This window comes from Bradyrhizobium erythrophlei, assembly GCF_900129505.1.
GTDB classification, from domain to species: domain Bacteria; phylum Pseudomonadota; class Alphaproteobacteria; order Rhizobiales; family Xanthobacteraceae; genus Bradyrhizobium; species Bradyrhizobium erythrophlei_D.
This window is the reverse complement of sequence record NZ_LT670818.1, coordinates 8038002-8050780: the sequence shown is the minus strand read 5'-3', so window position 1 is coordinate 8050780 and position 12779 is coordinate 8038002. Positions and strand designations below refer to the sequence as shown.

The 12779-nt window shown below is 63.7% G+C and carries 14 protein-coding genes and 1 tRNA gene; 13 read left to right on the top strand and 2 right to left on the bottom strand.

Annotated elements, in window-relative coordinates; translation table 11 throughout:
• Window positions 1-82: 82 nt before the first annotated feature.
• The 9 genes from B5525_RS37945 (at window position 83) to B5525_RS37905 (ending at window position 8350) form a co-directional block, all read left to right on the top strand.
• On the top strand, window positions 83-1117 hold the full coding sequence (locus tag B5525_RS37945; protein ID WP_079571183.1) for an ABC transporter substrate-binding protein: 1035 nt from the start codon (window positions 83-85) through the stop codon (window positions 1115-1117).
• Between the two features lie 92 nt (window positions 1118-1209).
• A complete protein-coding gene (locus B5525_RS37940) occupies window positions 1210-2253 on the top strand; it encodes an ABC transporter ATP-binding protein (RefSeq protein ID WP_079571181.1) in 1044 nt (347 codons plus the stop codon).
• The gene (locus B5525_RS37935; protein ID WP_079571180.1) at window positions 2250-3158 is read left to right on the top strand and encodes an ABC transporter permease; all 909 of its coding nucleotides are present in this window, start codon (window positions 2250-2252) and stop codon (window positions 3156-3158) included. The genes B5525_RS37940 and B5525_RS37935 overlap by 4 nt, the downstream gene beginning before the upstream one ends.
• A complete protein-coding gene (locus tag B5525_RS37930) occupies window positions 3155-3961 on the top strand; it encodes an ABC transporter permease (protein WP_079571178.1) in 807 nt (268 codons plus the stop codon). Before B5525_RS37935 ends, B5525_RS37930 begins: the two co-directional genes overlap by 4 nt.
• A gap of 8 nt (window positions 3962-3969) precedes the next feature.
• Entirely contained in the window at window positions 3970-5109 is a 1140-nt protein-coding gene (locus B5525_RS37925; RefSeq protein ID WP_079571177.1) for an NAD(P)/FAD-dependent oxidoreductase, read from the top strand.
• A gap of 45 nt (window positions 5110-5154) precedes the next feature.
• Entirely contained in the window at window positions 5155-5451 is a 297-nt protein-coding gene (locus tag B5525_RS37920) for a (2Fe-2S)-binding protein (protein ID WP_079571175.1), read from the top strand.
• The gene (locus tag B5525_RS37915; RefSeq protein ID WP_079571174.1) at window positions 5448-6866 is read left to right on the top strand and encodes an NAD(P)/FAD-dependent oxidoreductase; all 1419 of its coding nucleotides are present in this window, start codon (window positions 5448-5450) and stop codon (window positions 6864-6866) included. The genes B5525_RS37920 and B5525_RS37915 overlap by 4 nt, the downstream gene beginning before the upstream one ends.
• Window positions 6863-7984: an NAD(P)/FAD-dependent oxidoreductase gene (locus tag B5525_RS37910; RefSeq protein WP_079571172.1), complete on the top strand. Its 1122-nt coding sequence runs from the start codon at window positions 6863-6865 to the stop codon at window positions 7982-7984. The genes B5525_RS37915 and B5525_RS37910 overlap by 4 nt, the downstream gene beginning before the upstream one ends.
• Window positions 7985-8002: 18 nt before the next feature.
• On the top strand, window positions 8003-8350 hold the full coding sequence (locus B5525_RS37905; protein ID WP_079571171.1) for a RidA family protein: 348 nt from the start codon (window positions 8003-8005) through the stop codon (window positions 8348-8350).
• Window positions 8351-8417: 67 nt separating this feature from the next.
• Here B5525_RS37905 and B5525_RS37900 read toward each other — a convergent pair whose 3' ends face one another.
• Window positions 8418-8831, bottom strand: a complete 414-nt coding sequence (locus B5525_RS37900; protein ID WP_079571169.1) for a YciI family protein — start codon at window positions 8829-8831, stop codon at window positions 8418-8420.
• Window positions 8832-9053: 222 nt separating this feature from the next.
• Between B5525_RS37900 and B5525_RS37890 the strand changes: the two genes are divergently transcribed.
• The 4 genes from B5525_RS37890 to B5525_RS37875 all read left to right on the top strand — a co-directional run bounded on the left by B5525_RS37890 (window position 9054) and on the right by B5525_RS37875 (window position 12197).
• Entirely contained in the window at window positions 9054-10301 is a 1248-nt protein-coding gene (locus tag B5525_RS37890; RefSeq protein WP_079571166.1) for a multidrug effflux MFS transporter, read from the top strand.
• Window positions 10302-10654: 353 nt separating this feature from the next.
• A tRNA-Gly gene (locus B5525_RS37885) sits at window positions 10655-10728 on the top strand.
• Between the two features lie 206 nt (window positions 10729-10934).
• Window positions 10935-11900 (top strand): DUF4238 domain-containing protein, encoded by a 966-nt coding sequence (locus B5525_RS37880; RefSeq protein WP_172900052.1) that lies wholly within the window; start codon window positions 10935-10937, stop codon window positions 11898-11900.
• A 111-nt stretch (window positions 11901-12011) separates the two neighbouring features.
• Entirely contained in the window at window positions 12012-12197 is a 186-nt protein-coding gene (locus B5525_RS37875) for a hypothetical protein (RefSeq protein WP_079571163.1), read from the top strand.
• Between the two features lie 144 nt (window positions 12198-12341).
• Here the strand turns inward: B5525_RS37875 and B5525_RS37870 are convergent, their stop codons facing one another.
• On the bottom strand, window positions 12342-12761 hold the full coding sequence (locus tag B5525_RS37870) for an SseB family protein (protein ID WP_079571162.1): 420 nt from the start codon (window positions 12759-12761) through the stop codon (window positions 12342-12344).
• Window positions 12762-12779 lie beyond the last annotated feature (18 nt).

Genomic DNA, 12779 nt, shown 5'->3' with positions numbered 1-12779 from the left:
CGGGCGGGCGTGCCTCGTTCGGAGGGCGCGAGGCGGCCCGAGAATGCGCTCCGGGTGCAAACGGTATTGGAGATCGATCGATATGAAACATCTCGGCCTTGCGGCAGTGGTCAGCATCGCGGCGCTCGCCTTAGCCCCGTCAGCGGTTTTGGCGCAGCAGAAGACGCTCTATGTCGCGGGCTACGGCGGCTCCTTCGAGAAGACGATCCGCGACGAGGTGATGCCGGCCTTCGAGCAGGCCCACGGCGTCAAGGTCGAATACGTCGCCGGCAATTCGACCGACACGCTTGCCAAGTTGCAGGCCCAAAAGGGCAATCAGCAGATCGACGTGGCCATCGTCGACGACGGTCCGATGTACCAGGCGATCCAGCTCGGCTTCTGCGGCAACATCGACGGTGTGCCTCCCGATCTCTACGAGGCCGCACGCTTCAAGGACGACCGCGCGGTGGGCATTGGCCTGGTCGCAACCGGCTTGATGTACAACACCAGGGTCTTCGCGGAGAAGGGCTGGGCGCCCCCGACCTCCTGGAATGATCTCAAGGATCCGAAGTACCAGAAGCAGCTGGTGATCCCGCCCATCAACAACACTTACGGCCTGCATGCGTTGCTGATGCTCGCCCGGATGAACGGTGGCAGCGAATCCGACGTCGATGCCGGCTTCAAGATCTTCAAGAACGAGATCAATCCAAACGTGCTGGCCTATGAGCCTTCGCCCGGCAAGATGACCGAGCTGTTCCAGTCCGGCCAGGCGGTGCTGGCGGTGTGGGGCTCCGGCCGCGTCCAGAGCTTCGCCAACACCGGCTTCCCCGTCGACTTCGTCTATCCCAAGGAAGGCGCAGCGACGCTGCTGACGACCGCTTGTCCGATCACCAAGCCCAACGCATCGCCGCTCGCCTCGGCCTTCATCAAGACGCTGCTCGAACCGAAACTGCAGCTCGTGATGCTGAAGGATTACGGCTATGGCCCGGTGCTGAAGTCGGTCGTGGTGCCGCCGGAACTCGGCAAGATGGCGCCGATCGGCGAGCGCGCAGCGAAGCTCTATACGGCTGACTGGAGCATCATCAACGACAAGCGCGAGGAGTGGACCAAGCGGTGGAATCGCGAGGTCGAGCGCTGAGCTTTGAGGCCCGGCGGGTTTCGGCGATGTCTCTGCGCGCCGTCGTAAGCCCTCCATCGACCCCTGCCACAGCAGCACCCGGAAGCACATCCATGCCCTTTCTCGAACTCGACCGTGTCGGGAAACAGTTTGGCCCGCAGACAGTCGTCGATGACTTCAGTCTCGCGGTCGGCAAAGGGGAGTTCGTCTCCTTCCTCGGTCCGTCCGGCTGCGGAAAGACCACGACGCTGCAGATGATCGCGGGCTTCCTCGATCCCTCGCGCGGCGCAATCCGGCTCGAGGGGCGTGACCTGACCGCGGTGCAGCCGGCCAGGCGCGGCCTCGGCATCGTGTTTCAGAGCTATGCGCTGTTCCCCCATATGACCGCGGCCGAGAACGTTTCTTTTGGCTTGGAGATGCGGCGTGTGCCGCGAGCCGAGCGTGCGGAGCGCGTCCGCTCCGTACTGGCCATGGTTGGGCTTGCCGGTTACGAGGAGCGCTATCCGCGCCGTATGTCGGGCGGTCAGCAGCAGCGCGTCGCACTTGCCCGGGCGCTCGTGATTCGGCCGAGCGTGCTGCTCCTCGACGAGCCGCTGTCGAACCTCGACGCCAAGCTGCGCGAGGGGATGCAGATCGAGCTGCGCCAGATCCAGCGCAATCTCGGCACCACGACGATCCTCGTCACCCACGACCAGAACGAGGCGATGTCGCTGTCCGACCGCATCGTGGTGATGAGCCAGGGCCGCATCGAGCAGATCGGCACGCCGCAGGAGACCTACGAGCGGCCGGCTTCCGCCTTTGTGGCGCAGTTCCTCGGCAAGACCAACGATTTCGCCGCGACCATCGACCGGGCCGCCGCTCCGGCGCGGCTGGTCGCCGGCTCCTGGAGCGCGCCTGCACCGGGTGGCCTCGCAGGTCCGGTGACGGTCAGCATTCGCCCGGAGCGGATTGGCTTCGGTAGCACGGGCCTCGCGGCGAAGATCGTCACCCGCATTTTCCAGGGCAATCATTGGTTGTTTCAGTGCGAGAGCGAATGCGGCCCCGCGATCGTGATCCGTCAAAACGACGGCCAGCCGCAGCCCGCGGAGGGCGAGGCCGTCCGCCTCGTCTGGCGGCCGGAGGATATGAGTCTGCGTGGCGCCGGAGCCCCCGCATGAGCGCGGCCATCGACAACGTTCCGGCGAGCGCAGCACCGGCGGCGGACACGCGCGATGCACGCGCGGCGTGGGCGCTGTCCGCGCCCGCGCTGATGCTGTTCTTCGGCGTCCTGGTGATTCCGCTCGCCATGACGGTGATGCTCTCGTTCCACGACTGGGGCCAGTACAAGGGCATCGAGCCGGTCTTCATCCTGAAGAACTGGCGCGAGATCGCGACCGATCCCTATTATGCCGAGATGTTCTGGCGGACCTTCCGCATCGCGCTGCTCGTGACGCTGATCACGGCCATGCTCGGCGCGCCGGAGGCCTACATCCTCAACCGCATGAGCGGACGCTGGAAGAGCTTCTTCCTGCTCGTGATCCTCGGTCCGCTGCTGATCTCGGTGGTGGCGCGCACGCTCGGCTGGGCGCTTTTGTTCGGCGGCAACAATGGCCTCGTCAACAAGCTCCTGATGTCACTCGGGCTGATCGCCTCGCCCCTGCGCTTCATGTTCACCGAGACCGGCATGGTTGTCGCACTCGCACACGTGATGATGCCGTTCATGGTGCTGTCGGTCTGGGCCGCGCTGCAGCGCGTCGACCCGCAGATCGAGAACGCCGCCATGTCGCTCGGCGCCAACCCGCTCACCATCATCCGCCGCATCGTGCTGCCGCAGATCATGCCGGGCGTATTGTCGGGCGCGATCATCGTGTTCTCGCTGTCAGCAAGCGCTTTCGCGACGCCCGCCATCATCGGCGGCCGCCGGCTCAAGGTCGCGGCGACGCTGGCCTATGACGAGTTTCTCAATACGCTGAACTGGCCGCTCGGCGCGGCGGTGGCGGTGCTGCTGCTGCTGGCGCTCGTGCTGATCGTCGTCGGCAGCAACGCGCTGATCGAGCGACGCTATGCCGAGGTGTTCCGATGAGGACGAACGGCCCGCTCGCGCTTCTCTTTCATACGATCTTCGTCGTCGCCATGCTGGCGCCGATCCTGGTGGTCTGCCTCGTCGCGTTCACGCCTGAGGGTTATTTGTCGATGCCGACCACCCATTTCTCGCTGCGCTGGTTCAGGGCGATCGCGAACTATCCCGAGTTCGTCCACGCCTTCTGGGTGAGTCTCGGGTTGGGTGCGCTGTCCTCATTCGTGGCGCTCCTGTTCGCGGTGCCGGCAGCGCTTGCGATCGCGCGCTACAGCTTCCGCGGCCGCGAGGCGCTCGCGGCACTGTTCCTCTCGCCGCTGATGATTCCGCATGTCGTGCTCGGTATCGCCTTCCTGCGCTTTTTCACGGCGCTCGGCATGGGCGGCAGCTTCCCGGCGCTGCTGGTCGCTCACGTAGTGGTGGTGTTTCCGTTCGCACTGCGGCTGACGCTGGCGGCCGCAACCGGCATGGACCGCTCGGTCGAGATGGCCGCGGTTTCGCTCGGCGCCGGCGGCTGGACGCTGTTCCGCCGCGTAACCTTGCCTCTGATCCTGCCGGGTGTCATCAGCGGTTGGGCGCTCGCCTTCATACAGTCCTTCGACGACCTGACCATGACCGTGTTTCTGGCCGCGCCCGGCACCGAGACGCTGCCCGTTCGCATGTTCCTCTACATCCAGGACAACATCGATCCGCTGGTGACATCCGTGTCGGCCTGCGTGATCGCGATCACCATGACCGCCCTTATTCTGCTCGACCGTTTCTACGGGCTCGACCGCGTGCTCGCCGGCAAGAGCGACCCAGGGCGCTAGGAGAACCCATGCCAAAGGATTATGACGTCGCTGTCGTGGGCGGCGGACTGCTCGGCTCCGCTATCGCCTGGGGTCTTGGCCGGCTCGGCAAGAAGGTCGTCGTCCTCGACGAGGGCGACATCGCCAAGCGCGCCTCGCGGGCAAACTTTGCCCTGATCTGGGTACAGAGCAAGGGACTGGGCATGCCGGCCTACACCGGCTGGACGGTGCGGGCGACCGAGAGCTGGAGCAGGCTCGCCGCCGAATTGAAAGATCAGACCGGGCTCGACGTCGCGCTGCAGCAGAATGGCGGCTTCCACCTGACCCTCGGCGAACACGAGTTCGTGCAGCGCGGCCAGCTCGTCACGCGCATGCACAACCAGGTTGGCGCGGCTGATTACAAGATGGAGATGTTGTCGGCATCGGACGTCAAGAAGATGCTGCCGCTGATCGGCCCCGAGGTGTCGGGCGGCAGCTTCTGTCCGCTGGATGGGCACGTGAATTCGCTGCGTACCTTCTGCGCCTTCCACACCGGGCTGAAACTGCTCGGCGTCGATTATTTCCCGGAGCGGCCGGTTTCGGCGATCGCCCGGAGCGGTGGCGAATTCCGGCTGTCGACGCGGCAGGGCGAGATCCGTGCGGCGAAGGTCGTGCTTGCCGCCGGCAACGCCAACCAGACATTGGCGCCGATGGTCGGCCTGTCGGCGCCGATGGGCCCGACCCGCGGGCAGATCGTGGTAACCGAGCGCACCCTGCCGTTCCTGCCGTATCCGCTGACCACCATCCGCCAGACCGACGAGGGTACGGTGATGATCGGGGACAGCAAGGAAGACCAGCTCGACGATCGCGCGCTGAACCATTCGGTGAGCGCCGTGATGGCGGATCGGGCGCAGCGCACGTTCCCGCATCTGGCGCGCCTCAACGTGATCAGGACTTGGGCCGGCATCCGGGTGATGCCGCAGGATGGCTTCCCGATCTACGACCAGTCGGAGAGCGAGCCGGGCGCCTTCGTCGCCTGCTGTCATTCCGGTGTGACGCTCGCCTCCAACCACGCCTTCGAGATTGCCCGGATGGTCGCGGTCGGCGCGCTTGAACCGGAACTCGTCGGCGCGTTCTCGGCCCGCCGCTTCGACACGAACCATGCCGCGACAAGTAGTGGCTACTACTGACATCGACACGGCCCGAATGGGCGAGGAAGGGCCAAGAGGCATCCAATGTTCAAACGATCCGATCCGGACAGCAGACAATCCGTGCACATCTTCGTGGACGGAGCGGCAGTCGAGGCGCGCGAGGGCGATACGGTTTCTGCGGCGCTGCTCGCCTCCGGCCGTGACGTGCGCCGCGCGACCGCGGTAAGCGGTGCGCCGCGCTTGCCCTATTGCATGATGGGTGTGTGCTTCGACTGCCTCGTCACCATTGATGGCGTCGGCAATCGCCAGGGCTGCCTGGTGCCTGTCGCCGAGGGCATGCAGATCGAAATTCAGAAGGGCAAGCGGGAGATTGGCCGATGAACGCGATTCCCAGGCGCGAGAGCTACGACGTCGCGGTGATCGGGGCCGGGCCTGCCGGGCTGGCCGCCGCTGCGACTGCAGCCGAAGCCGGCCTGTCGACGCTGCTGCTCGACGAGAATGCCGGCCCCGGCGGCCAGGTCTGGCGCGCCATTGCCTCGACTCCGGTGACGAAACGCGACCATTTGGGTGCCGACTATTGGGCGGGCGCGGACCTTGTTGAGGCGGTTCGATCGAGCGGCGCCGAGATCATCCAGCGCGCAACCGTGTGGAGCCTTGACCGTAATCTCGAGGCCGGTATCTCCGTGGGCGGCGTCTCTGCTTTCGTCAGGGCACGGCGCGTGATTCTGGCTACAGGCGCGCTGGAGCGGCCGTTTCCGATCCCCGGCTGGACACTGCCGGGAGTGATGACCGCCGGCGCCGCACAGACGCTGCTGAAGTCCTCCGGCCTGGTGCCGGACGGGCGCACGGTGATCGCGGGCCAGGGCGCGCTGCTTTGGTTGCTCGCGGCGCAGATCCTGCGCCTTGGCGGTCGCATCGACCGCATTCTCGATACCACCGAGCGCTCGAACTATCTCGCCGCGCTGCCTCACGCCTTCGCTTTCGTGACCTCGCCCTATTTCGCCAAGGGCCTTGCCATGATGAGGGAGGTGCGGGCGAAAGTGCCGGTGGTGACGGGAGTGACCGAACTCGTTGCCGCCGGCGACGGCCAGCTCGCGACCGTGACCTATGCGGCCCGCAGCCGGCGGGAGACGATTCCGACCGAGCTGCTGCTGCTGCACCAGGGCGTGGTGCCCAACGTCAATCTCGCGATGGCAGCAGGGATCGAGCATCGCTGGGATGACATGCAGCTCTGCTGGTCGCCGGTGCTGGATCACGACGGCAACACGTCGGTCGCGGGCATCGCTGTTGCCGGCGATGGTGCCGGAATCGGCGGCGCAGCGGCCGCTATCGTCCGCGGCCGCATCGCTGCGCGAGCCGCAGTCGAGGCTCTGGCGCCCGCGGCCGCGACAAAGCTCGCCCCGATGGCGACGTTCAGAGCATCCCTGGCCCGGGCTGAGCGTGGCCGCGCCTTTCTCGATACGCTGTTCCGCCCCGCGCCGCGGTTTCGCATTCCTTCGGGCGAGACCATCGTCTGCCGCTGCGAGGAGGTCACGGCCAAGGATATTCTCGATGCCGTCGCGATCGGTGCGACCGGTCCCAATCAGCTCAAGGCCTATCGCCGCACCGGCATGGGTCCGTGCCAGGGCCGGCTCTGCGGCCTGACCGTTACCGAGCTGATGGCGCAAGCCCGTGGCAAGGATCCTCAGGAGATCGGCTATTACCGGCTACGCGCGCCGGTGAAGCCGATCACACTGGCCGAGCTCGCTTCCATGCCGAAGACAGAGGCCGATGTTAACGCGGTGGTGCGCGGATGACGAAGCTTGCGGATGCCATCGTCGTGGGCGGCGGCATCCATGGATGCTCGACCGCGCTTCATATGTGTCTCGCGGGAATGAAGCCGGTATTGATCGAGAAGGATTATGCCGGCCGCCATGCCTCGGGCGTGAATGCCGGCGGCGTTCGTCAACTCGCAAGGCTTGTCGCCGAGATCCCACTCTCGATCCGTGCGATGGGAATTTGGGAGCGGATCGAAGCGCTGGTCGACGATGGCTGCGGCTTCGAAAGCCACGGCCAGGTGCTGGTGGCCGAGAACGACGCCGAATTCGATGCGTGTCGCGCGCGCGTCGCCGAGCTCAACGCGCTCGGCTTCACCCACGAGGAGCTGATCGACGGCCCGGAGCTGCGGCGGCTGGTGCCGGCCGTCGCCGAGAGCTGCCCTGGCGGCGTGGTGTCGCGACGCGACGGCGCGGCCAACCCGGCCCGTACCACGACCGCCTTTCGCCGCAAGGCAGCCGCGCTCGGTACCACCGTCCGTGAGGGCGTGGCGGCGGCCAACATTCGGAAGGAAGACGGCCTGTGGCGGGTTGATGTTGGTGCCGATACCTATGCCGCGCCCGTGCTGGTCAACGCCGCCGGGGCATGGGCCGGCCGTATCGCCGCCGCACTCGGTGAGGCGGTGCCGGTTGAGACCGTGGCGCCGATGCTGATGATCACCTCGCGCGTGCCGCATTTCATCGATCCGGTGGTGATCCTGCGCGGCCGCAAACTCTCCTTCAAACAGTTCGCCAACGGCACGGTGCTGATCGGTGGCGGTCATCTGGCGGCGCCGGACCAAGACCGCAACGAGACCGTGCTGGACTGGCGCGGCCTCGCTGTCAGCGCGCGCACCGTGTACGAGCTGTTTCCAATCATGCGCGACGCCACCATCGTCCGGGCCTGGGCCGGCATCGAGGCGCGGACAGCGGATGGTCTGCCGGTGCTCGGCCCGAGCGCCCGCCACTTGGGGCTCTATCACCAGTTCGGTTTTTCGCTGCATGGCTTCCAACTCGGCCCCGGTGCCGGCGCGGTGATGACGGAATTGATCGTCGGCGGCGGTACCCAGACCGCGATCGGCAATCTCGGCATCGAGCGCTTTCACCCTTCCGCACCCTAGAACCAAGATGAGGACATCATGAACATCATCCGCAACATCCGTACGCCGATCATGCACCGCGCCGTTGAAGCCAACGGGTTCGTGTTCGTCGGCGGCACGATCGCCGACGACACCAGCGTCTCGATGGGCGAGCAGACCCGCAACATCCTCGGCAAGATTGCCGGCTACCTGAAAGAGGCCGGAACGGATGCATCCCGTGTTGTCAGCGCCTCGATCTTCGTGACGGATCTATCCAAGAAGAAGGAGATGGACGCGGCCTGGACCGAATTTTTCGGCGACAATCTGCCGACCCGTGCAACGGTCGGTGTGGCCGATCTCGGTGGCGGCGCCTTGATCGAGGTTGTGATCACCGCGCTCAAGGGCTGAGAATGCTGACCAGCCTGTCCGGTGGCTGACGGGCTACCCTTGGACGGAGGCTACTCCGGCTCTTGCGTCATGGCTTCCCACTCGGCGCGGGAGCCTCCGCCGTTGCCTCCGTCACCGGAAACGGTACGCCGGGCAGATAGAGCGAGACCGGGCGGATCTCGTAGACCGCGCTGGGGTTGACGCGGCGCAGGTCGCGCGCCGCCTCGACGGCGGCGTCTTCGCTGGCGCAGTCCACGACGTAGAAGCCCAGCATTTGTTCCTTGGTCTCGGCGAACGGACCATCGACTACCAGGCCTGCACCCGGCCCGCGCAGGGTGAGCGCTCTTTTTGTCGCGCCCAAACGCGCCGCCGGCCCGAGGCGGCCCTTTTCGTTCAATCGGTCATGGACCCGATGCAGATTAGCCATCACCGCCGAGTCCTCCTCCGGAGTCCAGGACATGACGTGCGCTTCCACATGATAGGCAAGAAGGGCGTAAAGCATGGATGCCTCTTTTCGTTGCAGCGGGCTTTCTCCCGCAGGACCTCCCGCAGGACGTTTGGCCCGAGCCAATCCCGACATTTTCGGCGCTTTTTGAGGCTGCGCACGTGCGCCCAATTGTCCCGCGCGGCCTCGAGTTGGCCCTGCGGGGCTGCCATCTCCAAACAGCGCTTGTGCAGTGCAGCATGGCCGGTAGAAAGGCGATGTGAATGAGGATTTTGCTACGTGACTGACATCAATGCCGATGCCTGGGTTTCATCGAACCACCGCCCGATGGGCTTTCCCGAATTCGTTATCGTCATCGCCTCGATCATGGCCCTGAACCCCCTGGCGATGGACATGATGCTGCCGGCGCTGCCCAACATCGCCTCGGCCTTCCACATCGCCGCCGCCAACCGGCCGCAGGCGGTGCTGTCGACGTTCCTGCTCGGCTTTGGCGTCGGCCAGTTCGTGATGGGACCCTTGTCCGACCGCTTCGGCCGCCGTCCGGTGCTGCTCGGCGGCATGATTCTGTACGTGATCGCCAGCGTGCTCGCGATCGCCGCGCCGTCGTTCGAGACGATCCTGCTGGCGCGCGCGCTGCAAGGGCTCGGCACCTCCGCCACCCGTGTGATCGCCACCGCGATCGTCCGCGACTGCTATGCCGGCCGGCGCATGGCCAGCGTGATGTCGCTGGCGATGATGGTGTTCATCGCGGTGCCCGTGATCGCGCCGTCGTTCGGCCAGGCGGTGATGCTGCTGACGCAGTGGCGCGGCATCTTCATCGTGCTGATGCTCTACGGCGTGCTGGCGCTGATCTGGAGCGCGCTGCGGATGCCGGAGACGCTGCCGATGTCGGAGCGGAAGTCGCTCGCGATTCCCGATGTGCTCGGCGCCTTTCGCCAGACCGTGACCAACCGCCAGACGCTCGGCTATGCGCTGGCCGCCGGCGGCGTGCAGGGCTCGCTGTTCGCATTCGTGTTCTCCTCGCAGCAGGTGTTCACCGAGATCTACAAGCTCGGTCATTATTTTCCGGTTGCCTTTGCAGGCGTCGCGATCGGTGTCGCCGTGGCCGGCTTCCTCAACGCCCGTTTCGTCGGCCGGCTCGGCATGCGCGTGATTTCGCATGGCGCCCTGGTCGGCTTTGTCGCGGTGGCCGGAATCATGCTGTTTGCGGCGAGGATGCAGATGCTGCCGCTGCCGCTGTTCCTGGCGCTGGCGGCGCTGATGATGTTTGCGTTCGGGCTGATGTTCGCCAATTTCACCGCGCTGGCGATGGAGCCGCAGGGCCATATCGCCGGCACCGCCTCCTCGCTCTACGGCTCGATCACGACGCTGCTCGGCATCGGCATCGGCACCACGATCGGCCAGGACTATGACGGCACGCTGCTGCCGTTCGCGACCGGATTTTTCCTCTGCACGCTGGCGGCGCTGGCGGTCGTGCTGGTGGTGGAAAAGGGCCGGCTGTTCACGCCGCACCGGATGGTGAGCTAACCGACGCCGCAAAACCCCGATCGGCCAAGTCGACATTCACAAACAAAAGACGCGGCGGGATGGTGCCCGCCGCGTCCCGATTGTTGAAACTCGCTGGTCCAGGCGCTGAGAGCGCCCTGTTTGCGAAGCCTAAGAGCTCAGCGGGCGATCCCAGCGAGGTGACAGCGCTTGGTGTAAGACACTGGATCACCTCCTTTCATTGTTTGTGGAAGGCTTAGTATAGGCACCGAATCGGCCCATGTTAAGGGGTGCACTTGGTGCGGCGGCCGGCCGCGGAACAGAGCCCGCGGGTGGGCGAGGGGTGCGGATCGACTGTTGAGGCCGCCTGCGCGGCGTGATAGTTCATCGCCAGCGCGGGTGTAGCTCAATGGTAGAGCAGCAGCCTTCCAAGCTGAATACGAGGGTTCGATTCCCTTCACCCGCTCCAATGGGGCTCTTCACCCGCTCCAGTCCAAACTCCCAAAAATCACCTACGATTCAATGTGTTACATTGGGGTCGGAGTCAGTCAAGAGTCCCAAAAGTTTTGCGCCATTTTTTTCTAGGGCGCTCCTCGGGCGCACTGGTTTCGTAAGCCATTGAAAAGTCAGTAGAGCAATAGCTTCTACGGAAGCATGAGTTCGCTCAGAGCCGCCATGAATGACAAAAAGCGCCATCACTTCGTACCCGTTGGTTATCTGAAGGGGTTTTGTGATGAGGACGAGAAGATCAGAGCATTTCTGAAAGACGCGCCACTTAACGACAAAATTCATCTGAAGCCGGACGAGATTGGCTTTGAAAATTATTACTATTCTCAGCCGCTGCCGGACGGCGGTCGCAACAATAATGCGATCGAGGACGCATTCAATAAATTCGAGACTGGTTGGCCCGCGCTAGTCGTTCGCCTTTCGGCGTGGTCCGTCGCACCTCAAGATCTCGTGGAGTTGCTCACGTTTGTCTTAATGATGCGCGTCCGAGTACCAGCGGCTCGTGATATGGTTGAGCTCTCGCTAGCCGAGCAAGTCAAGGCGACCGCCCGTGCTTTACATCGCGCTGGGCGCTTACCGCCGCCACCGAAGGAATTTCCTGATATCGTAGACATGTTGGAGGTATCGATCGACCCTCACCGATCGATCTTGGCGATGACTGATCTCGCCAAGGGTGTTGGTCGAGTGATTGATGCGCTGAGCTATCAAATTTTACACAATGAAACCGGTGACCAGTTTTTGACTACTGATTGTCCGGTCTGCTACTTCGATCCACTCGTCCCCGAGCACATCGTGAGGCCCTATACCGTCTCGCCACCGCATGGTCCAATAGAGCTGCTTTTTCCGATAAGCTCAAAGCTACTGTTGCGCGGCTATACCTCGTTTGGCTCGCGTGATTTCCGCCATCTTGACCTTCGTCGTCCAGATGAGATTCGTCGTTACAACACGATCGTCGCGAAATTTGGATACCGGATGATATTGTCTGGCAGCTATTCGCACTTCGCCCTTTTCTCCGCGCATCACGAAAGTTCGCCGATTTTAAAGACATCGGTGCACAGAAGCGGGCGAGGGGAGATGCTGCTGTTTGAGCACATGTTCGGCAAGCGGCCTCGCAAACCGAAATGGAGGGGTTGACCGAGTTCTCGGCTGACTATGACTATCCGTTGCTGCTGAGCTGCTGTGTGCGCTGAGGCCAGAAAAGGGCCGTAAGGGCATCAGAAATCGTCGTGACCGTATTTTTGTACCATGATCCTTTTCCTCAAATGCACCTCCGACGACGGCGACGACAAGATGCCGCTGAATGAAAAGTTGATCCTGATCTTCAACGATCGGGTGAAGGAGGCTGAGGGCGACGAGGACCGGGCGAGGGCGGAGCGGGATCTGGCGAAGCTCGGCGCGGTCAGCCCTAGCGCCAAACCCCGATCAGAGTGATCGTTACCAGCGCGAGTGCAAACAGTAGAACAATGGCAAGATGGCCTTCGGCCGCCGCGTCCAAAAGGAACGGGATCCGAACTTTCAGCTTGGTTTTGTTTGGCATGGCTCGACTGCGAAATGGTGGAAAGTGCAATGCGACTCTTATCTCGTCTTTTTTAGCGTCTCGAAAATCTTGCCGTTCATCAAAAGAGCGATTTCACTCGCGGGGAGTGGCTTCTGGCACTCGGACAGCGGATTGAGCCAGAAATTGGAGTCGGGCAACATTTCGAACAGATTGCGTGCGGCGGCCCCAAGACAGGTCTCCGGTTCCTTTACATAATCGGATATGCGTTTCTTTGAGGTAAAGGCAGGGTGCCATTTCATGCCCTGGAATTCGACTGTGGCAATGTTGATCTTTTCCTGAAATTTGAGCGATCGGCGGCGGCCAGGCTTCATTGCCGCTTCAGGAGTCAGAACATAAATCTCGGTTTCAAGCAGCGCTTGATAGAATGCAGGAGCGACACCGGGATCCTTGGCTGCGGCCTGCATCAGGGCTTCGAGACTGTTTTCCGGCTCAAACACGGCGGCCTCCCATTGAAC